This is a genomic window from Streptomyces albireticuli (genome assembly GCF_002192455.1).
GTDB lineage: Bacteria > Actinomycetota > Actinomycetes > Streptomycetales > Streptomycetaceae > Streptomyces > Streptomyces albireticuli_B.
In genome coordinates this window covers 1,629,175-1,651,402 of sequence record NZ_CP021744.1, presented here as the reverse complement: position 1 = coordinate 1,651,402, position 22,228 = coordinate 1,629,175, and the positions used below count along the sequence as shown (strand labels likewise).

At 76.1% G+C, this 22,228-nt stretch carries 16 protein-coding genes; 8 read left to right on the top strand and 8 right to left on the bottom strand.

What is annotated here, in order from left to right; all coding sequences use genetic code 11:
- Window positions 1-8 precede the first annotated feature (8 nt).
- Window positions 9-1,286 (bottom strand): helix-turn-helix domain-containing protein, encoded by a 1,278-nt coding sequence (locus SMD11_RS07180; RefSeq protein ID WP_087925639.1) that lies wholly within the window; start codon window positions 1,284-1,286, stop codon window positions 9-11.
- A 252-nt stretch (window positions 1,287-1,538) separates the two neighbouring features.
- Here SMD11_RS07180 and SMD11_RS07175 point away from each other — a divergent pair, with 252 nt between their 5' ends.
- From SMD11_RS07175 to SMD11_RS07160, 4 genes are all read left to right on the top strand, one after another.
- A complete protein-coding gene (locus SMD11_RS07175; RefSeq protein ID WP_087925638.1) occupies window positions 1,539-2,714 on the top strand; it encodes a YihY/virulence factor BrkB family protein in 1,176 nt (391 codons plus the stop codon).
- Between the two features lie 437 nt (window positions 2,715-3,151).
- The gene (gene rsgA / locus SMD11_RS07170) at window positions 3,152-4,282 is read left to right on the top strand and encodes a ribosome small subunit-dependent GTPase A (RefSeq protein WP_087925637.1); all 1,131 of its coding nucleotides are present in this window, start codon (window positions 3,152-3,154) and stop codon (window positions 4,280-4,282) included.
- 115 nt (window positions 4,283-4,397) lie between these two features.
- Window positions 4,398-5,879 (top strand): DNA-3-methyladenine glycosylase 2 family protein, encoded by a 1,482-nt coding sequence (locus tag SMD11_RS07165; protein ID WP_087930335.1) that lies wholly within the window; start codon window positions 4,398-4,400, stop codon window positions 5,877-5,879.
- Window positions 5,880-5,881: 2 nt separating this feature from the next.
- The gene (locus SMD11_RS07160) at window positions 5,882-6,388 is read left to right on the top strand and encodes a methylated-DNA--[protein]-cysteine S-methyltransferase (protein ID WP_087925636.1); all 507 of its coding nucleotides are present in this window, start codon (window positions 5,882-5,884) and stop codon (window positions 6,386-6,388) included.
- 171 nt (window positions 6,389-6,559) lie between these two features.
- On the opposite strand, the gene SMD11_RS07155 is transcribed toward SMD11_RS07160, so the two are convergent.
- Both SMD11_RS07155 and SMD11_RS37225 read right to left on the bottom strand, forming a co-directional pair.
- On the bottom strand, window positions 6,560-7,045 hold the full coding sequence (locus SMD11_RS07155; protein WP_087925635.1) for a DUF456 domain-containing protein: 486 nt from the start codon (window positions 7,043-7,045) through the stop codon (window positions 6,560-6,562).
- Between the two features lie 91 nt (window positions 7,046-7,136).
- Window positions 7,137-7,943, bottom strand: coding sequence for a LuxR family transcriptional regulator (locus SMD11_RS37225; RefSeq protein WP_418952508.1), 807 nt, complete (start codon window positions 7,941-7,943; stop codon window positions 7,137-7,139).
- 116 nt (window positions 7,944-8,059) lie between these two features.
- On the opposite strand from SMD11_RS37225, the gene SMD11_RS37010 reads away from it, so the two are divergent.
- Both SMD11_RS37010 and SMD11_RS36250 read left to right on the top strand, forming a co-directional pair.
- Window positions 8,060-11,437 (top strand): protein phosphatase 2C domain-containing protein, encoded by a 3,378-nt coding sequence (locus SMD11_RS37010; RefSeq protein ID WP_324614707.1) that lies wholly within the window; start codon window positions 8,060-8,062, stop codon window positions 11,435-11,437.
- Window positions 11,438-11,803: 366 nt separating this feature from the next.
- The gene (locus SMD11_RS36250; protein ID WP_324614706.1) at window positions 11,804-12,454 is read left to right on the top strand and encodes an ATP-binding protein; all 651 of its coding nucleotides are present in this window, start codon (window positions 11,804-11,806) and stop codon (window positions 12,452-12,454) included.
- Between the two features lie 37 nt (window positions 12,455-12,491).
- On the opposite strand, the gene SMD11_RS07135 is transcribed toward SMD11_RS36250, so the two are convergent.
- Together SMD11_RS07135 and SMD11_RS07130 are read right to left on the bottom strand one after the other, a co-directional pair.
- Window positions 12,492-13,556 (bottom strand): DUF2637 domain-containing protein, encoded by a 1,065-nt coding sequence (locus SMD11_RS07135; RefSeq protein WP_087925634.1) that lies wholly within the window; start codon window positions 13,554-13,556, stop codon window positions 12,492-12,494.
- A 198-nt stretch (window positions 13,557-13,754) separates the two neighbouring features.
- Window positions 13,755-14,492 (bottom strand): (2Fe-2S)-binding protein, encoded by a 738-nt coding sequence (locus SMD11_RS07130; protein WP_234365940.1) that lies wholly within the window; start codon window positions 14,490-14,492, stop codon window positions 13,755-13,757.
- Between the two features lie 292 nt (window positions 14,493-14,784).
- Here SMD11_RS07130 and SMD11_RS07125 point away from each other — a divergent pair, with 292 nt between their 5' ends.
- A complete protein-coding gene (locus tag SMD11_RS07125; protein WP_234365939.1) occupies window positions 14,785-15,579 on the top strand; it encodes a GntR family transcriptional regulator in 795 nt (264 codons plus the stop codon).
- A 99-nt stretch (window positions 15,580-15,678) separates the two neighbouring features.
- Here SMD11_RS07125 and SMD11_RS07120 read toward each other — a convergent pair whose 3' ends face one another.
- A complete protein-coding gene (locus SMD11_RS07120; RefSeq protein ID WP_199843815.1) occupies window positions 15,679-16,491 on the bottom strand; it encodes a hypothetical protein in 813 nt (270 codons plus the stop codon).
- 488 nt (window positions 16,492-16,979) lie between these two features.
- On the opposite strand from SMD11_RS07120, the gene SMD11_RS07115 reads away from it, so the two are divergent.
- Entirely contained in the window at window positions 16,980-18,992 is a 2,013-nt protein-coding gene (locus SMD11_RS07115) for an elongation factor G (protein ID WP_087925631.1), read from the top strand.
- A gap of 85 nt (window positions 18,993-19,077) precedes the next feature.
- Here the strand turns inward: SMD11_RS07115 and SMD11_RS07110 are convergent, their stop codons facing one another.
- Both SMD11_RS07110 and SMD11_RS07105 read right to left on the bottom strand, forming a co-directional pair.
- A complete protein-coding gene (locus SMD11_RS07110) occupies window positions 19,078-20,919 on the bottom strand; it encodes a trypsin-like serine peptidase (RefSeq protein WP_159395253.1) in 1,842 nt (613 codons plus the stop codon).
- Between the two features lie 52 nt (window positions 20,920-20,971).
- A complete protein-coding gene (locus SMD11_RS07105; RefSeq protein WP_087925629.1) occupies window positions 20,972-22,198 on the bottom strand; it encodes an XdhC family protein in 1,227 nt (408 codons plus the stop codon).
- Between the last annotated feature and the right edge of the window lie 30 nt (window positions 22,199-22,228).

Sequence of the window (22,228 nt, the reverse complement as noted above, 5' to 3'; positions counted from 1 at the left end):
GCCGCGCGCTACCCGGCGGGCAGTCCCCGGCGGCCGGCCAGCACCCCCGGAGCCGTCGACGCCGGCAGCGGGTCCGTGCCCCCGGCCGGGGTCAGCAGCAGGACCTCGACGCTGTCCGCGAAGCGGTACGGGCGGTGGCCGATCACCCCCGCGAGCGTGCGCCGCATCCGGGAGATCTCGGCCCGCACCGTCACGGCCCGCGACGCGTCGCCGAAGAGGTCCGCCGCCAGCTCCGCCGCCGTCCGCCCCGCCGGGTGCCGGGCCAGGACGTACAGCAGCTCGGCGTGGCGCGGGCTCAGCTCCTGCGACCACTCGCCCGCCGGCCCCGAGACCGTCACCGTCCAGCTGCGCGGCAGCCGCAGGTCGAGCACCACCCGGTGCGCGGCGGCCTCCGCCCCGCCGCCCGGACCGGTCTCCTCCACCCGCACCAGCCAGCCGTCCGGCAGCGGTTCGAGCGAGCAGGGCCCGAGCGGCGGCAGCCACACCCGCCCCGCCTGGACCTCCTTGGGCAGCGCCACCCGGCCCACCGGACCCATGCCCGTGACCGCCGCCGTCCAGCCCTCGCGGTCGACCGCCAGCGCCCGGCCGCCCACCCGGGACAGCATCGGCGCCGCGACCGCCCGCAGCCGGTCCACGGACTCCCAGTGCCGCAGCCGCAGCTCCGCCTCGGCGACCTTCGCGACGGCCGTCACCAGCGGCAGCGTCGCCGGGTTGAAGGCGGGCGCCGGACCGCTGACGTTCAGCACGCCCAGCAGCCGCCCGTCGCGCGGGTCGTGCAGCGGCGCCGCCGCGCACGTCCAGCTGTGGTGGGTCCGGACGAAGTGCTCCGCGGCGTGCACCTGCACCGGGCGGCGCAGCGCCAGCGCCGTCCCGATGCCGTTCGTCCCCACCTGCTCCTCCGTCCAGGCGGCGCCCACCGAGAAGTGCAGCCGGTCCGCGCTGCGCAGCACCCCGCGCGCCCCGTCCCGCCACAGCACCCGGCCCTCGGCGTCCGTCACGGCCATCAGGTGCCGCTCCACGTCCACGATCGCGCCGAGCCCCTCGCGGAGCTGCGGCAGCAGGCTCCCCAGCCGGGAGACGTGGCGCCGGTGCTCGACCTCCTCGGCGGGCAGCGGCGGCGGGGACGCGCGCCCCGCGTCGGGGTCCACTCCGTGCAGCCGCGCCCGGTGCCACGACTGCCCGATCACCGGGCGCGGGGCGGCCGGCGGCGCGCTGTCCCCGAGGCACGCCTCCCGCACGGCCGGCAGCAGGCTCTCGTCGATCGTTCCGAGGTTCACCCTGCCCATGGTGCCGTCGTGCGGGCCCGGCCGTGAGGGCATCCACCGGATTGCAACGGCATGCAACCGTTGCGCCGGGGCGCTGCCCGGACGGATCCTGACGGTGAGCGGCCGGAGGGTGGTGCCGAGTCGGCGCAGCATCACCCTCCACCGGGCCCCGCCGGACTTCTCCGAGCTCCTTCCGGCCGCGGCGGAGGCCGCCCCTCCCGTACACCCCGCCACGGTGCGAACGAACCTGGCCAGGGCCGATACGGTTAGAGCGTGCAGGCAGCAAACGAACCATCGGGGCGGCGCACGGGCCGTCTCCACAGGGCAAGGGTCCTGTACCGAAATGTCTCGAAGCGCAGGATGGCCTGGCTGCTCCTCAAGGACACCGTCAACTCCTGCATCGAGTACCGCGTCACGGGACTCGCCGCCGAGGCGGCCTTCTTCACCCTGCTGTCGCTGCCGCCCCTGCTCCTCGGCCTCCTCGGCCTCCTCGGCTACTGGGACGCCTGGACCGGCACGAACACCATCGGCTCGATCCAGGCGAACATCCTCAAGGCCTCGGCCACGGTGCTCAGCGACAAGGGCGTCAACGAGATCGCCAAGCCGCTCCTGCGGGACGTCACCAAGGGCCGCCCGGACGTCATCTCGGTCGGCTTCGCCATCGCCCTGTGGTCCGGCTCGCGGGCCGTGAACGTCTTCGTGGACACCATCACGATCATGTACGGGCTGGAGGGCAAGCGGGGCATCGTCAGGACCCGGCTCCTCGCCTTCCTGCTCTACATCGTCGCCCTCCTCGTCGGGGCGGTGGCGCTCCCGCTGATGGTGGCCGGGCCCGAGGCGGTGGTCGACATCGTGCCCTGGAGCGCGGACGTCGTCCGCTTCCTCTACTGGCCCGTCGTCATCCTGCTGTCCATCGCGTTCCTGACCACGCTCTACCACGTGTCCGTGCCCGTCCGGTCGCCCTGGCAGGAGGACATCCCCGGAGCGCTCGTCGCCCTGACGATGTGGGTGGTCGGCAGCCTCCTGCTGCGCATCTACCTCACGCACACCGTGGAGGGCCTCACCATCTACGGCTCGCTGGCCGCGCCCGTCGCGGTGCTGCTGTGGATCGGCGTCTCGGCCTTCGCGGTGCTCGTCGGCGCCGCCGTGAACGCGGCCCTCGACCGCGTCTGGCCCTCCGTCGCCACCGCCGCCGCCCGCGCCGAGGTGGACAGGCTGCGCGTCGCCGCCGCGGCCCAGGAGGCGGCCGAGCGGGCCGCCCGCGCCATGGAGGCGGGGCTCGACGACGACCTCGACTACGGCCTGGGGGACGACGGCGTGATGGGCCGGGACTGCGAGCCGCCCTCGGAGTTCCCCGAGCGCTGGGCGCAGTTCCTGCCCCCCGAGGACGTCCGCGCCCGCCTCCACAAGCCGGAGCACCGCCCCAAGCACGCGAAGCCGCGCGACTGACGCGCGCGGCCGAGGAATCCCCGAGCGCCGGGTGGGCTGGAGAACCAGCCCGCCCGGCGTTTTTCATGCCGTTTTCATGCCGTCCATGGGACCGGGGCCGGGAGTCCGGGTTCCGTCAGTGGAGAACCGTGAAGAACCGTCCGCCGAAAACCGTTTGACCGCCTCGCACGGCCCCGGGCTAGGGTGAGGGAGATCCACGCGGTGGCCGCTCCGGCCGCCGCGCCCGGCCGTTCGACGAACCAGGAGGTGTGACCGATGGCTGTTCCGATGCGCGCTGTCCGCGTCCAGAAGCTCATTCATCCCACTTCCGTGGTCTCCGGCTGACTCCTCCCGACCGCTGTCGGTCCCTGTCGACCCCGTCGACGCGTCCGTTGACGTCCGTCGATACCCGCCGCGCGTGCGCGCGGTGCCGGAGCCACCCTTGTGAAGGGTCTCCCTTGTCTTTCCCGTCCCCCTCCTCTCCGTCTTCCTCCTCCGCCTCCGCGCCGTCGCACCCCCTCACCGCCTACGGCTGGGACGACGACTGGGTCGCCGCGTTCGCCCCGCACGCCGCGCGGGGCCTCACGCCCGGCCGGATCGTCCGCGTCGACCGGGGCCGCTGCGACCTCGTCGTCCCGGACGGCGACACCGTGCGGACCGTCCACGCCGACACCGGGCTCGTCACCACCGGCGACCCGCAGCGCATCATGTGCACCGGCGACTGGGCGGCCGTCGACCTCGCCCAGGGCTTCGTCCGGGCGCTGCTCCCGCGCCGCACGGCCTTCGTGCGGTCCACCTCCTCCAAGCGGTCCGAGGCCCAGATCCTCGCGGCCAACGTGACCCACGCCGTCGTCGCCGTCTCGCTCGCCGTCGAGCTGGACCTCGGCCGGGTCGAGCGCTTCCTCACCCTCGCCTGGGAGAGCGGCGCCACGCCCCTGGTCGTCCTCACCAAGGCCGACCTGGTGCCCGATCCCGTGGTGCTCGGGCACCTCCTCGACGACACCGCCGTGGTGGCGCCGGGCGCCCAGGTCCTCGCCGTCAGCTCGGCCACCGGCGAGGGGATCGACGTCCTCGCCGCCGCGCTCGCCGGCGGCACGGCCGTGCTCCTGGGCCAGTCCGGCGCCGGGAAGTCCACCCTCGCCAACGCGGTCGTCGGCGCGGACGTCCAGGACGTCCACGCCACCCGGGACAGCGACGGCAAGGGCCGCCACACCACCACCACGCGCAACCTGCTGACGATGCCCGGCGGCGGTGTGCTGATCGACACGCCGGGCCTGCGCGGAGTGGGCCTGTGGGACGCCGACGGCGGCGTCGCCCGCACCTTCGCGGAGATCGACGCGCTGGCGCGGGACTGCCGCTTCCACGACTGCGCCCACACCGGCGAGCCCGGCTGCGCGGTCCTCGCCGCGCTCGACGCGGGCGAACTCCCGGAGCGCCGCCTCGACAGCTACCGCAAGCTGATCCGCGAGAACGAGTGGATCGCCGCCCGCACCGACGCCCGCCTGCGCGCCGAGATCCGGCGCGACTGGAAGCGGAAGCAGGCCGCGGGCCGCCACATGGCGGAGCGCAAGCGGGGAGGCGCCCGCTAGCCGACGCGCGCCCGGACCGGGCGCACCGCGCCGCACGGCACGGCCTTCACCTCAGGTGAGGGTCGTGTCCGATTTCCGCCAGTCCCCGGTCCGCGCGTACCGCAGACTGGGACACATGACGGACACCACGGCACAGCTCCGGGAGGACTCCCGCTACGAGGCGGTGAGCAGCAGGGACGCGCGATTCGACGGAGAATTCTTCTTCGCCGTGTCGACCACCGGCATCTACTGCCGGCCCAGCTGCCCGGCGGTCACCCCGAAGCGGGCCAACGTCCGCTTCTACCCCTCGGCCGCCGCCGCCCAGGGCGCGGGCTTCCGCGCCTGCCGCCGGTGCCGCCCGGACGCCGCGCCCGGCTCCGCCGACTGGAACGTCCGCGCCGACCTCGTCGGCCGCGCCATGCGGCTCATCGGCGACGGCGTCGTCGACCGCGAGGGCGTCGCCGGGCTCGCCGGCCGGCTCGGCTACAGCGCCCGCCAGGTCCACCGCCAGCTCACCCAGGAGCTCGGCGCCGGGCCCGTCGCCCTCGCGCGGGCCCAGCGCGCCCACACCGCCCGGGTCCTCCTCCAGACCACCGCGCTGCCGGTCACCGAGCTGGCCTTCGCGTCCGGCTTCGCCAGCGTCCGGCAGTTCAACGACACCATCCGGACCGTCTACGCCCGCACCCCCAGCGCCCTCCGCGCCGAGGCCACCGGGCCCCGGCCCACCGCCGGCGCGCCCACCGGCGTCCCCCTGCGGCTCGCCCACCGCGGCCCCTACGCCGCCCGGGAGATCTTCGACTTCCTGGAGCGCCGGGCCGTCCCCGGCGTCGAGGAGATGACGGGCGCCCCCGGCGCCCGCCGCTACCGCCGCACCCTCCGCCTCCCCCACGGCACCGGGATCACCGAGGTCCGCGAACCGGCCGCGGGCACCCGGAACCGCTGGCTCGACTGCCGGCTGCACCTCGCCGACCTGCGCGACCTCTCCACGGCCGTCCAGCGGACCCGCCGCCTCTTCGACCTCGACGCCGACCCCTACGCCGTCTCCGACCGGCTCGGCACCGACCCCCGCCTCGGCCCCCTCGTCACCGCCCGGCCGGGCCTGCGCTCCCCGGGCGCGGCGGACGGCGACGAGCTCGCCGTCCGCGCCGTGCTGGGCCAGCAGGTGACCGTCGCGGCCGCCGTCCGGCTCACGGGCGCGCTCGTCGCCGCGTACGGCAAGCCCCTCACCGCGCCCGACGGCACCCTCACCCACCTCTTCCCCGAACCCGCCACCCTGGCCGCCGCCCCGCTCGACGAGCTCGGCATGCCCGACTCCCGCCGCCGGGCCCTGCGCGCGCTCGCCACGGCCCTCGCCGACGGCACCGTCCGGCTCGACCCCGGCGTCGACCGCGAGGCCACCGAGCGCGCACTCCTCGCCCTGCCCGGCATCGGGCCCTGGACCGCCGGCTACATCCGCATGCGGGCCCTCGGCGACCCCGACGTCTTCCCGCCGGGCGACGCCGGCGCCCGGCACGGACTCGCCGCCCTCGGCGCGCCCCCGGCCGCCGCCGAGGACTGGCGCCCCTGGCGCTCGTACGCCCTGCACCACCTCTGGAACCACGCCGCGAAGGACGACTGACCATGCTCTACACCGAGATCGACAGCCCGCTCGGCCCGCTGCTCCTCACCGGCGTGCCCACCGCCACCGCGCCCGGTGGCACCGCCATCCGCTCGCTGACGGTGCCCGGCCAGAAGAACGCCCCCGCCGTCGGCGCCGACTGGCGGCGCGACCCCGGCGCCTTCGCCGAGGCCGAGCGGCAGCTCCGGGCGTACTTCGCGGGGGAGTCCGAGGGCTTCGCCCTGGAATTCGCCGTCCAGGGAACGGAGTTCCGCCGCAAGGTGTGGGAGGCGCTCGACGGGGTGCCCTACGGCGCCACCACGAGCTACGGCGAGCTGGCCGCCCGCGTCGGCGCCTCGCGCGCCGCTGTGCGGGCCGTGGGCGGCGCCGTCGGCGCCAATCCGCTGCTCGTCCTGCGCCCCTGCCACCGGGTGATCGGGGCGGACGGTTCGCTCACGGGGTACGCGGGTGGGCTGGAGCGTAAGCGGCTGCTGCTGGGTCTGGAGGGTGCGGGGGCTGTGGCGGGCTGAGGGGGCCGTGGCGGGATGGTGCGGGTGCCGCTGCGCGGGGCTTTTTCCCCGGCCCCGCCCCTTCCCGCCGCATCCGATGTGCGGCTCCGCCGCGTGCGGGGCTCCGCCCCGGACCCCGGTCCTCGAACTCCCCCAGCTACCGCTGTGAGGTGCCCCCGGACGGGCTGGTTCTCAGCCCGTCCCCGCCACCGTCCCCACCCACGCCCCCACCACCAGCAAGCACGCGAACAGCTCCACCAGCACGCTCGTCCCCAGCGCCCGCATCACGTTCCGCGTGGACGCCCACGCCTCCCCGTGCCCGCCCAGCCGCCGCCGCTCCACCCCGTAGAGCCCCGCCACGAAGCCCAGCGCGGCGCCCAGCGGCGGCACCACGAAGAACCCGGCGATCCCGGCCGAGCCGGCCACCAGGAAGGCGCGGCGGGTGACGCCCGCGACCCTGATCCGGCGGGGCGGCAGCAGCCAGACCACGGCCTGCGCCAGCAGCAGCACGCCGGTGGCCCCGGCCAGCACGGCCCAGGCCGCGGCGGTCCGCTCGGTCATCGACCACCACAGCGTCCCGGCCCAGACGATGGGCGGACCCGGCACGCCCGGGGTCACGACGCCGTACAGGCCGAGCAGCATCACCAGACCGACAAGGACCAGCTGCCACGTCCCCATGGACCAAGGTTGCCGGAAGCCGGGCGGCACCGCTTCCGGACGGTCGCGGCCACCTGGCCGGAACGCTTCCCTCGCGGTGACCGGCCGAGGGTCAGGGGCCGGAGGTCCAGCCCCGCTGGGCCGCGTGCCAGCCCAGCTGGAGGCGGGTGGTCACCCCCGCCAGCTCCATCAGCCGCTTGACGCGCCGCTGGACCGTCCGAAGCCCCAGCCCGAGCTGCTTGGCGACGCTCGTGTCCGTCAGGCCGGCCAGCAGCAGCGAGAGGACCTCCAGGTCGAGGGCGTCCGGGCCCTCGGCCTCCGTGGCGCGGACCCGCAGCGGGCGGGCCTCGTGCCAGACGTCCTCGAAAAGGTCCACCAGGGACGCGAGCAGCACCCCGGGGTGCACGAGCAGCGCGGTGGGCTCGGCGGCCTCACCGCTGCGCGGGGTCAGCGGTACGAGCGCGATGGCGCGGTCGGTGACGACGAGCTCGGCGGGCACCCGGTCCACGACCCGTACCGCGGGTGCGCCCGCCTCTGACGTACCTGCCCCTGACGTACCTGCCCCTGACGCACCTGCCCCGGACGCACTCGCCCCGGGCGCACCGACGGGCGCCTCCGCAACCCCCGTACGCCTCAGCTGTCGCGGCAGCCCCGGAAGTCCCGGCAACCCCAGAATGCCGGTAACGGCCGTGCGTTCGATAACAGCCCTGTGGGGGACGTCCTCAAGCGTGTCCGCCGCCGCGGACCCGGGTCTGTCGGCCAGCAGCACACACACCTCATCGGTGGCTCCGCGCCGCATTCTGAGCAGGTGTTCGGCAACAGCGGACGCGCCGTTCACCAGTTCCACCGCACTCTGCGCGGAAGGCCTTTCGGGCCTCCGCCCGCGCGGTACTGTCTCCCGGACGGCGTCCAGACCTATGGCACTGAGCACGCGACATCCCTCCCCACAAGCGCGTTCCGACTCCGGGTCATCATCCCCGGGGGACGTCCGCCGCGCACTCTTCCCGTATGGGCCACAGTGTGGACAATAAGGGCATGAGTCATCAGGGGGACCCGCGCACCGGTCAAGAGGACGCCTGGTGGGGCGAGTTGTACGACAAAAATGCACCCGACACCGGATCCGCGGCCAAGGAAGACAGCCTCGACGAACGCTTCACCTCCGCCTCCGCGGTGGTCGCGGCGGAACCGAGGTTCGTGAAGTCCAAGGCGAAGACGGCGCCCAGGCCGGACCGCCCGGCGCCGCCCCCGGCGGGCGGCCTGCCGTCCCTGCCGAAGAACTACGGGCGGCCACCCGGCCGGGGCCGGCCGGACCCCGCCGACCCCGGCCTCGCGCCGCCGCCCGATCCCGGGCGGCCCCGGCTGCCCTCGCCCACGGCCTCGGAGCGGATCGTGGGCGACGCGCCCCCTGATCCGAGGGCACCGCAGGTCCCGCCGCCGAGGGTGCCCGGTCCGCCGGGCGTCCCCGGCCGGCCGGGCCGGCCCGACCTGACGGTGCCCATCAGGAAGCAGGTCCAGAAGCAGAACGGGCAGGACGCCGGCCGGCTGGGCGGCGCCCAGGCGGAGAAGCCGCTGAAGCCGGTCCGCCACCCGAGGCCGCCGAAGGCGTCGAAGCCCCCGCGCCCCCGCCAGGCGGCCGTGCCGGAACAGCCCACCGAACGCGCGCCGTCCCCGCCGCGGTCCTCGTCCCAGCCCCCGCCCCGGTCCCCCTCGCAGCCGCCGCCCCCGTCCCAGGACCGGGCCCCGCGCGCCCGCCCGGCGACCGGCTCCTGGCCCCTCCGGACCGGCCCCGTCCCACCCATCCGCCCCCCGGCGCCGAGGCCGCCGCGGCGGGCGGGCCGGCCGGCGGAGCCCGCCTCACCCACATGGCCGGACCAGCCCGCCGGGCTCACCGAACCGCCCCGGCCGCCGTCCCCCGGCCCCGGGCGCTCCGGACAGGAACCCCCTTCGTCCCTCTGGCCGAACGGCCGGACGGGCGCCGCGCGGCCCGGACCGGGCGCGCCCCGGACCGGGGGCACGGAAGCCGGGCAGCCGTCCTCCTACCTGCCGGACCCGCAGGCACCCCGGCCGTCCGCCGCCGCCGGGGCCGAGCCTCCGGCGTCGCCGGACCGGCCGGACCGGCAGCCGGAGCCCGGCGCGCCGCCGCGGTCCGGGGCGGCCTCGTCGTGGTGGGAAGAGCAGCCGCCGACGGCCCCCGAGCCCGCCCCGCGGTCCTCCCTCTGGCCGGACGAGCCGCTCGACGGCGCGCCGCCTGAGCCGCCCAGGCCACCCGTGCTGGGTACGGGCACGGACCCGTCCCCGGCCTCCTGGCCGGACGCCGGTACCCCGCCGTACGGCAGGCGGCAGGCTCCCAGGCCGCCCGACGCGGATCTGATGCCGGAGCCCCGTTCGTCCCTCTGGTCGGACCAGCCCGTCGACACGATGCGGTCGCCGGGCGGCGCGCGGCCGGAGGAGAGCGCGCCGGGCCCGGTGCCCGGGGAGCCCGAGCGGCCCGCCGATGCCATGGGGACGGAGGAGAGCCTGCCGGCCCCCGGCCGGCCGGACCGGCCGCTGGACACGACACGGTCGTCGGGCGCGGTGCCGCCCGAGCAGGACCGGCCGGATCCGGCGGCGGGCGCCTCGCTGTGGTCCGGGCAGCCCGCCGACCCGGCGCGGTCGCCGGACGGCCCGCTGCCCGAAGAAGGACCGCCGGGGCCGGAGTCCGGGGCACCCGGCCGGCCCGTCGGCGGCGCGTGGCCCGAAGGGGACCCGCGGGGTCCGGTGCCGCCGCCCCGCCGGTCCGGGCGGCCGGACGAGCCCGTCCCGCCGGGGCAGGGCCGGCGCCAGGGGGCCGGGCGGGCGAACGGCGGTCCGGTGCCGGAGCCCACGTCCGTCTTCTGGCCCGAGCGGCCCGCCGCTCCCGCGCCCTCCGCGCCCGGCCGGCGCCCGAGGGGCACGGGGCCGGAGGGGACGTCCGTCTTCTGGCCGGAGCAGCCGGGCGGCCCCGCACAGCGGCCCGTACAACCCGAGTCCGTACAGCCCGAGTCCGTACAGCCCGGTCCCGGTACGGCCATGGACCCCGCGTCCGAGCCCTCCCGGTCGTCCCTCTGGCCTGAGCGGCAACCGGAGCAGCGGCCGGACCGGCCGGAGGGCGCCCCGCGGGACGACGGGCAGCCGCCCGAGCGCCCCGCCGAGCCGCCGGAGGCCGCGCCTCCCGCCTCGTCCGGCCGCCCGGAGCCGTCGACCGCCCTCGTGGAGCCGCCCCGGCCGTCCCGGCGGCCCGTGCGGCTGCCGGAGCCCCCGGCGGCCATGTGGCCGGGCAGGCCGGAGCAGCCGCCGGGCGCGTGGCCCGGAGGCAGGGCGCCCCGGCGCCCGGAGCAGCCGCCCGAGGTCCTGTCCTCCGCGCCGTCCCCGTCCGCCGGCTGGCTCACGCCCGCCGTGCCCGCCGAGAGCTTCCCGGAGCCCGCCCGGCAGCCCTCCCGGGCCGCCGAGTTCGTCGGCGAGGGGCCGCCCACCTACGACGCGGAGCCGACCGCCTGGGCCGTCGCCGACCCGGACCGGCTGGGCGACCTCGTGCCGGACACGGTCCTGGACGGGGCGCGGTACGGCTCGGTGACGCTGCGGGCGCTGTCGCTGCGCGGCGACTCCGCGCGCTACCGCGGCGAGCCGCGCCGCGACGCCCTGCTGACCGCCCGCTTCGGGGAGGGCGACGGTGCCCTGCTGTTCGTCGCGATGGCGGGCGGCACGCGCGCCGCCGGGGCGACGCACCGGGCGGCGCGGGACATCTGCGCCTGGCTCGGCGGGGCCGTGGGCCGCAGCCACGCCCGGCTGTCGGACGACATCCGCGGCGGCAGGCGCGGCGAGCTGAAGTCCGGGCTGCACCGGCTCACCGACCGCTCGTACGGCCGGCTGCGCGCCCGCGCCGCCGAACTGGACCTGCGGCCGGAGGAGTACACCGCCGCCGTGCGCTGCCTGCTGCTGACCGCCGACCCGGCGTGCCGTACGCGCGTCTTCTTCGGCGTCGGCCCGGGCGGCCTGTTCCGGCTGCGCGAAGGCGCCTGGCAGGACCTCGACCCGGATCCGGAGCCGTTCGCGGGCCTCGCCGACGAGCCCCTCATCGGCTACGGGGCCGAGGACCGGATGACGGTGGACCTCGGCATCCCGACCCCGGGCCTGGCGCCGGTCGTCGAGCCCCCGGACGTCCCCGGGGAGCCGTTCCGCTTCCGCGCGTCCGCCGCCCGGCCCGGCGACACCCTGCTGCTGTGCAGCGCGGGCCTGGCGGAGCCGCTGCGGGGCGAGCCCGAGCTGGGGGCCCGGCTGGCGAAGCGCTGGACGGACGGTGAACCGCCGGGCCTGGCGGCCTTCCTGGGGGACGTCCAGCTACGGGTGAAGGGGTACGCCGACGACCGCACGGCGTGTGCCCTCTGGGAGGCATAGCGAGCTGCCCCGAAGCGCGCTTCGAAGCATGGCTCCGGGGCCGTGCCGGGGACGGCCGGGCGGCCTCCCGGAGAACGTCCCCGGGGGAACGCCCCTGAGGAAACGCCGTCGAAGTGGCCCGCCGGAACCCCCGGCGGGCCACCGGCGATCTCCCTTGGATCTTCGCGAAATGGGCCGGGTGAAACCTCACCCGCCCGACGCCATTGGCATATTCGCGGCCTGCACAAGACGCGCCAGCATTCCAGTCATATCACCATGTTGATGGGTCAACAGGCGTCGCCGACCGTGGGCCGGGGCATGCATTGGTGAGTGTGCGTGAGCGTGTTCGACGCCGGGGCGCCGGGGAGGGGTCGGGGGCAGGGAAGGATGAAACGGCGGACTGCGAACTGGGCGGGCACGGACGGCCACGCGGGCCGGGAAGTGACCGCGGACGGCATGACACCGGGAGAGGACGGCGCGGGGCGTTCCGGCCCGCGCTTCGAAAGACGGCTGGGGCGCAGGGACCTCACGGCGGTCGGTGAGATACGGGCCCAGCTGCGCGAGCTGCTGGCGCACTGGGGCGAGCCGGGGCGCGCGTACACCGCCGAGCTCCTGACGAGTGAGCTGGTCACCAACGCCCTGGTGCACACGGACGGGGGCGCGGTGGTGAAGGCCACGCTCACGGGCGGGCCGGGCGCTTCCGCCAAGGGCCTGCTGCGTGTGGAGGTGCGGGACTTCTTCCCGGGGCGCCCGGAGCCGCGCGGGCCGCTGGTGGACGCCGGGGCGCGGGGCCTCGGCGGCGCCGTTCAGGCGGGGTGCGGCGGAGGGGAATCCTGCTGCGCCGGAGCGGGGCAGGGGGCCCAAGAGGGAGGTGCGGGCGGGGCCGGAAGCGCGGAGGGCCCGGAGGGCGCTACGGACAAGGCCGCCACGTCGGGGCGCGGGCTGCTGCTCGTCCACGCGCTGGCGGACGGCTGGGGCGTGCGGCCCCATGGGGTGGGAAAGGCGGTCTGGTTCGAGCTGGGCGCCCAGGAGCCCTGAACCGCCGCGCGGCGACGACTCAGGGCCCGCGGGGCCACTAGCCGAACTGTCGCTCGATCTGGGCGAGTTTGGCCTCCAGCGAGTCGAGCCGCGGGATGGCCTGGGTGTCGTCCTCGGCGGTCAGGTCGATCGGCTCGGGGCCGGTCTGAGTGCCCGAGACGGCCTGGAGCGGACGCGCGCGGACGGGCAACTGCCCCTGGTCACCGGCTATGGAAGGGTCCGCGCCGAGTTGCGCGGGCTGTGCGGCGGCGGGCACCGCCGGTCCGCTCACCTCGACCTGCCGGCCCCCTCGCGAGACCCGGCCCCAGACGCGGTGCTGCCGGTTGTAGGCCTTGAGCCGGGCGCGTTCGAGCTTGCCCGCCTCGCGCCGCCGCACCCGGTCGCGCTCCATCTGCCGCTTGTCCTCGCGGACCTCCTCGACGGCCTCGTCCAGCGTCCGCACACCCTCCAGGAGCATCAGCGACCAGGCGCCGAAGGTCTCCCGGGGAGCCCGCAGCCAGCGGACTATGCGGATCTGGGGCAGTGGGCGGGGCACGAGTCCCTGCTCGCGGAGCGCCGCCCGGCGGGTCTGCTTGAGCGCGCGGTCGAAGAGCACCGCGGCGGACAAGGACATGCCGGCGAAGAACTGCGGCGCGCCCGCGTGGTCCATGCCCCGTGGCGCGTGCACCCAGTTGAACCAGGCCGCGGCGCCCGCGAAGGTCCACACCAGCAGCCGGGAGCCGAGCGCCGCGTCACCGTGGCTCGCCTCGCGCACGGCGAGCACCGAGCAGAACATCGCCGCCCCGTCGAGGCCGAAGGGCACCAGATACTCCCAGCCGCCCGTCAGGCCCAGGTTCTGCCGCCCGAAGCCGACCAGTCCGTGGAAGGAGAGGGCGGCGGCCACCGCGGCGCAGCAGAAGAGCAGGACGTACGAGGCGATGCCGTAGAACGCCTCCTTACGGCGCCTGCGTTCCTCCGTGCGCTCCCACGAGTCCGAGGACGCCCCCGCGTCGTCCGCGTTACCGTGCCGGCCGCGCGCGAGCACCGTCACCGCCACCACGGCCCCGGCGAGCGCCACGACAGAGGGGAGCATCCAATTCAGCGGTATATCGGTCACTCTCATCTTGCGTCCCTTGCATAGCTGTACGGCCTTTCGCGCGCCATCCTGACGGAATCGGACCGTTCAACAAGGGGTTTCGCCGTAACTGCCTGCCAATGGAGGGCAAGGGAATACAGATAGGTGTGGGGGAATTCGAACGCCCCTCAGCCGGAAGGGAATTGCGTTCCCTTCGCTCCACCCGATCGGGTGGTGTGGAGCCGTTCAGCTTGCGGACATCCGCCTTACGCGCTCCGCGTCGCTGGTGCGCGGGCAGGTGAGGCAGGTGTCCTCGGGGCGCAATGTGTAGAACAGACAGCAGCCCGCCCGATCGCGCGTCGGAAGGGCTTCACCCCGGGTTCCGGCCAGTGTCCGGAAGGAGGCCCCGCCGACGTACGGCGGAGTGGACCCGGGCAGCAGCAGTTCCAGCTCGCGCCTCGCGCGCGACGCCTCGCCCAGCAGCCCCGCGACATGCCACAGCCCCTCGGCGACCTCGTCCGTCGCCATGCCCCACACCGCCCGCGGCCCGCGCCGCATCCGGGGCCGGAAGGCGTCCAGCACCGGTGTCAGGTGCTCGGCCAGCACCTCCCGCGCCCACGCGCGCAGCGCCTCCTCGTCCGCGACCACCACCGCGCCCGGCAGCGCCGCCGCGGGATCGTCCGGCAGGCACGCGAACTGTGCGGGCCACGCCGTCATCCGGCCCCGCGCCCGGTGGAGCGACACGGCCGCCACGGGCAGCCGCGGCACCCGGCGGAGCAGGAACCACGGCACCGTCACGAGGAGGCAGACCGGCCACGCGTAGCGGTGCAGCCCCAGGCTCGCCACGGCCTCCGGGCGGCCCCGCTCCCCGTAGTCCCGCAGGAGCTGCTCGTCGTCCCGCGCGAGGAAGGCGTCCAGCTCCTCGCCGCCCGCCGCAAGCCCGTCGGCCGTCAACCAGCCGTCGCCCCGGCGCGGCGGTTCCATCGTGGCGGTGACGTGGGGAAGGGCCTCGGCGAGCCGTGCATAGGCGCCCGAGAAAGAGGAGACGAGCGCGGCGCTGTGTGTGGCTCCGGGATCAGGGACCGCCGCTGAGGCGGGCGGGATGGATGGTGCTGCGGATGAGGAAATACCGGCGGGCGGAGTGGCAGAGGCGGGAAGCATGCGAGGACCACCGAATCGGGATCATTTGCAGGTAAGCCTTACCTTACCGGAATTGATCGGGGTTTGAACTGTCAGAACGGCCGCCTATGGTTCAGATGGACACAGGAGGACCCCAATGGAGCAGGGCAGACCCCACACCGAGGCATCGCGCACCGCCGCGGGCGCGTCCGCGCGGAACACGCCCGGCGCGCACGGTGGGCACCACGGGCGTGACGAACTGGTCCGCGGCGAGCACGTGCACGGCGAGCGCCCCTACGCGGTCCCCGCTCCCGCCGCACCCGCCCGCCGGATGCCCACGCGCTACTCCGTGCGCGGGCAGGTGCTCGACGCGCTGCGCAAGGCCCTGCTGAGCGGCGAGCTCATACCCGGCGAGGTCTATTCCGGCCCCGCCCTCGGCGAGCGGTTCGGGGTCTCCGCGACGCCCGTGCGCGAGGCCATGCAGCAGCTCGTGCTGGAGGGCGCCGTCGAGGTCGTGCCCAACCGGGGCTTCCGCGTCACCCGCCGCAGCGCCCGCGACCTGGCCGAGCTGGCCGAGGTCCGCACCCTCCTGGAGCTCCCCGTCGTGCTGCGCCTCGCGCGCACGGTACCGGCGCCGCGCTGGGCGGAGCTCGTACCCCTCGCGGAGGCCGCGTCCGCCGCCGCCGCGACGGGGGACCGCGCGCTCTACGCCGAGGCCGACCGCGCCTTCCACCGCGCGCTCCTCGGCCTCGCCGGCAACCACCAGCTGGTCATGGTCGCCGAGGAACTGCACCGCCGCGCGCAGTGGCCCGCGGCCCGCGAGCCCGCCTTCCGCTGCGCGGACCTGGTGGCGGACGCGGCCGAGCATCTGGAGCTGCTGGACGCGCTGGCGGCGCGGGATCTGGTGGCGGTGGAGGCGCTGATGACGGGGCACTTCACGGGGGCGGTCTGAGCGGGGCCTTTCCCCAGCCCCGCCCCTTCCCGTAACTGGGGGCTTCGCCCCCGGGCCCCCCTTCCGTGCCGACGGGCGGTGTCCGTCCCCTTCCCGCCGCTATGCCGGCAGCCGCCGCGCCAGCCATGCCGGTACCCCGCCCAGCAGCCGGACCAGCCGCCCCGCCTCCGCCCGTAGCCTCGCCGCCTCGCCCGCGTCCGGCAGCACCGAGGCCAGCGACGCCAGGGCCGGTGCGATCCCGATCAGATAGCCCAGCTCTTCCCGTATGCGAAGGGACTCCGCGAAGCCGTGCCGGGCCTCGTCGAGCCGCCCGTCGTGCTCGGCCATCGCCGCCACGTGCCGCCAGGTGGAGGAGAGGAGTAACCGCTGGCCGTGCGTGGTCGCCCCCGCGTGGGCCCGCTCGAAGGCGGCCGTCGCGTCGGAAGGATTGTCGGACAGGTGCTGGGCGATCAGGCCCCGCCGGAAGTTGAGCAGCGGCCGCGACGGCGAGCCCTGGCCGAGCAGCGCCGCCGCCCGGCCCAGCGCGGAACGTGCCTCGTCGGCCCGGTCGCGTACGCCCAAAAGGGTGGCGGCGTAAGCGAGATGGCCCCGCTCGCAGGCCGCCGCCCCGCGCTCCTCGTCGTCCGTGGCGAGGGCCTCCGCCGACCGCAGCGCGTCCTCGGCGGCCCGCCAGCCCTCCCCGGTGAACACGCACTGTTCGATCAGCACCGCCGTCCGCCGCAGCGCCGGACCGGGCTCCCCGGCGGCGCGCGGCGCGAGGAGCGCCGCGGCGTCGTCCCAGCAGGCGCGCGACCGCAGCCGCCATACGGCCCGTTCCAGTGGATCGTCCCCGTGCGGGTCCCCTCCGCGCGGCCCCTCCGGTTCCTGTGGCTCCTCGGACAACCCAGAATCCCGCATGGCGGTATCCGCCACAGTGCCCTCCCCAAGCGCGCCGTCGAGCTGGAAGCCGTGCCCGCATCTCAGCACGAAGACACGGGCGCGGCCAAGGGTCAGGTGTGAACCAATTCACAAACTCGCCCCGCCGGGTACGAGGAGGGGAGCCGCCCCCGTGTCCGCGGCTCTCCGCGGCAGCGGCACATTATCGGAGAACGGGCAGGTCCAGGGCGTGCGGCGGCGGCCCGGGCCGACCGGGGGAGCGACGGTGGAAAATGCCTCGCGCACCGGGCGGGGCCGCTGGCAGGATGACGGCGCGCGCCCGCCGCACCGTGGAGGAGCGCGCGACGGCGGGAACGGCGCGACCGGGACCGCCGCCGGCCCCCTGGCACGGTGGCCGGTTCCGGCCGGTCCGGCCGGCCCCCGGGACAGCCACGGACGAGACATAAGGAGAACCCGCGTGCGCCGAAGCCTCGAAAACCCCCAGTTCCCTGACCGGACCACTGTTTTCGAGGACTCGTTCGCGTATGCACACCTCTCGCACGCTCAATCTGGGCATCCTCGCCCACGTCGACGCCGGTAAGACCAGCCTCACCGAGCGCCTGCTGTTCGACACCGGCGCCATCGACCGGCTCGGCAGCGTCGACGCCGGCAGCACCCGTACCGACAGCGGTGGGCTGGAGCGCCGCCGGGGCATCACCATCCGCACCGCCGTCGCCCCCTTCCGCCTCGGCGACCTGGGCGTGAACCTGATCGACACCCCCGGCCACAGCGACTTCATCGCCGAGGTCGGCCGCGCCCTGGGCGTGCTCGACGGGGCCGTGCTCGTGCTGTCCGCGGTCGAGGGCGTCCAGGCACAGACCCGGGTCCTGATGAGGACGCTGCGCCAACTCCGCCTGCCGACCCTCGTGTTCGTCAACAAGACCGACCGCCCGGGGGCCCGCGAGGCGGGGACGCTGGCCGACATCCGGCGCCGGCTGACGCCGCGTGTGGTGCCCATGGCCACGGTCCACGGCATCGGCACGCCCGCCGCCCGCGCGGTCCCCGGCTCGTACCGCGACCCGGCCTTCCGCGACCTCGTGGCCGAGGCCCTGGCCGAGGACGACGACGCGCTGCTCGCCCGGCTCGTCGACGGGGTGCCGCCGGGCGCCGGCGAGCTGCGCGCGGCGCTGGCCGACCGTACGGCGCGCGGCCTGCTGCATCCCGTGTACTTCGGCTCGGCGCTGTCCGGCGAGGGCGTCGCCGCGCTGCTCGACGGGATCGCGGCCTACCTGCCGGCCGGGGGCGCCGGTGCCGGGGAGGGGCCGGGGCCCGGGGCCGGGCCACGGCCCACCGGGGCCGCCCCCACCGGCACGGTCTTCGCCGTCGAGCGCGGCGCGTCCGGCGGGAAGACCGCGTATCTGCGGCTGTTCTCCGGTGAGTTGACCGAGCGCGCCCGGGTCACCCTGCACCGCCGGGAGGCGGACGGCACGCCGTCCGAGCACACCGGCCGCGTCACCTTCCTGGAGACCGTCGGCGCGCCGCCGGAGACCGCCCGGCGGCTGACCGCGGGCGGCATCGCCCGGATCCGGGGCCTGCCGGGGATCCGCGTCGGCGACCGCCTCGGGCCCCTCGCCGACGCGGGCCCGCTGCACTTCGCCCCGCCGTCCCTGGAGTCCGTCGTCCGGCCCGCGCACCCCGCCGACGCGGCCCGGCTGCACGCCGCGCTGGCCGGGCTGGCCGACCAGGACCCGCTGATCGGCACCCGCGCCCTGCCGGGCGGCGGCACCTCCGTGCTGCTCTACGGCGAGGTGCAGAAGGAGGTCGTCGCGGCCACGCTCGACGAGGAGTTCGGCCTCGGCGCCGTCTTCGGGCCGAGCACCACGATCCTCCGGGAGCGCCCCGCGGGCACCGGGGAGGCGCGGGAGGAGATCGACCGGCACGGCGGCCATGTCTTCTGGGCCACGGTCGGCCTGCGCGTCGGGCCCGGCGCGCCGGGCTCCGGCAACGTCTTCCGGCGGGACACCGAACGGGGCGCCCTCCCGCTCGCCTTCGACCGCGCCGTGGAGGAGACCGTCCACCGCACGCTCGACCAGGGCCTGTACGGCTGGCCGGTCACCGACTGCGTCGTCACCCTGACCCGCTCCGGCTTCGTCGGCCCCGTCAGCACGGCCGCCGACTTCCGGCAGCTCACCCCGCTGGTCCTGATGCGCGCCCTGGCCGCCGCGGGGACCCGGGTGTACGAACCGTGCCACGGCTACGAGCTGGAGGCGCCGGTGGACTGCCTGAGCGCGGTCACGGGGGCGCTCGCGGCCGCCGGCGCGGTCGTCGGCGAGACGACGGCGGGACAGGAGGAGTGCGTGCTGAGAGGGGTGATCCCGGCGCGTGGGCTCGCCGGCTTCGAGGCGAGGCTGCCGGGGCTCGCGCGCGGGGAGGGCGTGTGGTGGACGACGCCCGCGCCCGACCGCGCGGTGCGGGCGGGGCGGGCGCCGGCGCGGGCGCGTACGGACGGGAATCCGCTGAACCGGGCGGAGTACCTGCGGTCCGTGGGACGGGCGTAGGCGGACGCCCCGACGGGCGGCCTCGTACCCCGCCCCCGCCGCCCCCGGCGCCGGCTTCCCCGCCGGCGCCGGGGGCACCGGGGCGTCAGCCCGTCTGCACCAGCGGGGACCAGGCGCCGAGCGCGTCCGTCCCCGTGCCGCCGTACAGCGACGTCTCGCCGTTGGACCAGCGGGTCACGAGGCTGTCCCGGCGGCCCGTTCCCGTGAAGTCGCCGGCGGCCGTCACGGCACCCGCCCAGGAGGCGTTGGGGGGCTGGAGGCGGGTGCCCTTGCCGATGTCGGTGCCGGTCGTGGTGTACGAGCCCAGGGAGCCGTCGGTCCAGCGGACGACGAGGTGCGTACGGGCGGACCCGGCGGGCTGGACACTGGTCAGGGAGGTGGCGTTGCGCCAGTACGAGCCCGCCTCCATCAGCCGGCGCTCCGTGCCCGGGCCGGAGGAGCTCACGCCGGAGTACACGCTGAGACTGCCGTCCACCCAGCGGACGGCCAGATCGCCCGCCCGTTCCGTGGAGTCGTACCGGCCCGCGGTGATCTGCGCGGCGTACTTCCAGGACGAGCCGACGGCGCCCAGCGTGTACTCCTTGCCGGAGCCCGAGGCGTCGAAGTCCTCGTAGTAGCTGAGCTTGCCGTTGTCCCAGCGGACCATGAGGTCCGTGCGGCCGGTGCCGCCGAAGTCGCCGGTGGTGACCGTCTCGGCGCGCTTCCAGAAGCTGTCCGCCTTCGCGAGCTGCCGCTCCGTGCCGAAGCCGCCCGTGCCGTCGCCGGGATAGAGGCTGACCTCGCCGTCGCTCCAGATCACCAGCAGGTCCTCGCGCCCGTCGCCGGTGAAGTCGCCCGTGGCGAGGTGCCGGGCGTGGGTCCAGGTGGAGGCGGCGCCGGGCAGCCGGGCGCTGTCGGACGGGGGCCGGTAGGCGGTGGCGCGCACGGGCGTGCGGTCGGCGACGGCGTCCTGGTAGAGGTCCTGGACCTCCTTGCCGAAGACGGGGGAGTAGCTGACCCAGTCGTCGCCCGCGGCGTTGCCGCCGCCGTTCCAGCCGCCGAGGTTGCCGATGACGTCGCCGGTGCGGGCCTTCGCGTCGTAGTGCGCGATCCAGGGGCTGCCGGACGTCCCGCCGAAGAAGCCGCCGCACTTCATCTGCGTCTGGTGGTAGCCGGTGAGCCGTGCGGTGGGCACGGTGCAGCTGAAGGCCCGCTGGTCGGGGTTGAACGTGCCGGGGTAGCCCGTGACGGTGACCGTGCTGGTCCAGCGCGGCGTGGGCGTCAGCCGCAGGCCGCCGGTCAGGTCCTGCACCCTCGCGCCCTGGGCGTTGCCCCCGAGCCGGGCGAAGCCGAAGTCCAGGTCGGAGTCGGTGCCCTTGCTGTTCTTGGTGTAGCGGGGGTCGGTGAAGACGCGCTCCACCGGGAAGACGCCGTACGGCTGGTGGGCCGCGTCCTGGCCCTTGCGGTACTGCGGTACGAAGATCTGCTGGCCGCCGGAGAGGGACTTGGCGCAGTGCCCGGCGGTGAGCACGAGGTTCCGGCCGGCGCTCTGCACGACGCTCGCCGTGCAGTACGTGGGCCCGCCGGGCCCGGAGCTGCTGAAGAACGTGCCGACCGACGGTATGCCGTCGCCGTACGCGCCCTGGGGCGTACCGGCCGGTGCCGCGGCCGCCGCGAGACCTCGGGTGCGCGCGCCGGTGGGCGCGGCGCCGTGGCCCGCGTCGAGGGGCCGGGCGGCGGCCATGCGCTCGGCCGTCCAGTACGCCGCCGCCGCGCGCGCGTCGCCGGGCGCCGAGACGGCGGCGGGGACGCGCGGGGCCGCGGCCGCGCCGGTGGCCGAGGCGGCCACGGCACCGGTGGCCAGGGTGAGGGCGGCGGCGAGCAGGCGGGAGCGTCCGGCGGTACGGGCCGGGGTGCGTCCGGGAGTTCGTCTGACAGAAGAGGACAAAGCGACTCTCTGAGTGTGCTTGAACGGGTGTGCGAGATGCTGCGCATGCCTATCACAGGGAGGCGGGCAGCCCGTTCCGCGGGCCGGTGGCCCACGCCGCCCGGTGGTCGTGGTGGATGGGCGTACGGGCCCCCGTGAGCGGTGCGCCCGTGCCGCCCCGCCGGACGGCGACGATCTCGGCGGCGATCGACAGGGCCGTCTCCTCGGGCGTACGGGCCCCCAGGTCGAGGCCGATCGGCGAGCGCAGCCGGCCCAGTTCGCGCTCGCCCAGCCCGGCCTCGCGGAGCCGGTCGAGACGGGCCTCGTGCGTGCGCCGGGAGCCCATGGCGCCGACGTAGGCGACCGGGAGCCGCAGCGCCCGCTCCAGCAGCGGGACGTCGAACTTCGCGTCGTGGGTCAGGACGCACAGCACCGCGCGGTGGTCCAGCTCCTGGGAGTCGAGATAGCGGTGCGGCCACTCCACGACGACCTCGTCCGCGCCGGGGAAGCGGCGGGCCGTGGCGAAGACGGGGCGGGCGTCGCAGACGGTGACGTGATAGCCGAGGAACTTCCCGGCCCCCACCAGCGCGGCGGCGAAGTCGACCGCCCCGAACACGAGCATGCGGGGGGCCGGTACGGCGGACTCGACGAGCAGGGTCACGGGCTCCCCGCACCGCGAGCCGGTCCGGGCGGGCCGCTCCGCGGCCGTGCCGCCCGCACCCGGAGTCGCGATCCCCTCGCCCGGCCCTTCGCCCACCTCCACCGTCCCCGTCCGGCCCACGTCCAGCAGGGCCGCCGCCTCCAGGCCGGCGACGCGGTCCAGCGCCTCCGTGCCGCCGAGCGTGCCCGTCACGCCGCCGTCCGGGGTCACGAGCAGGGCGCGGCCCAGCAGGTGCGCGGGGCCCGCGGCCACCCGGGCCAGCGCGGCCGTACCACCGCGCGCGGCGGTGGCCAGGGCCGCGGCGAGCACCGGCCGGTCCGGGCCGTCCGCGGGGACCGGCGTGACCAGGACGTCGAGCACCCCGCCGCAGGTCAGCCCCACGGCGAAGGCGTCCTCGTCGGAATAGCCGAACCGTTCGAGCACGCTCTCGCCGCTCACCAGGGCGGCCTGGCACAGCTCGTAGACCGCGCCCTCCACACAGCCGCCGGAGACGGATCCGATCACCGTGCCGTCCGCGTCGACCGCCAGCGCCGCACCGGGCTGCCGGGGCGCGCTGCCGGTGACGGCCACGACCGTGGCCACGGCGAACGCGCGCCCCTCCGCGCACCACCGGTGCAGCTCGTCGGCGAGGTCCAGCATGGCGGTCTCCTCTGCAAGGTACGGGGCGTC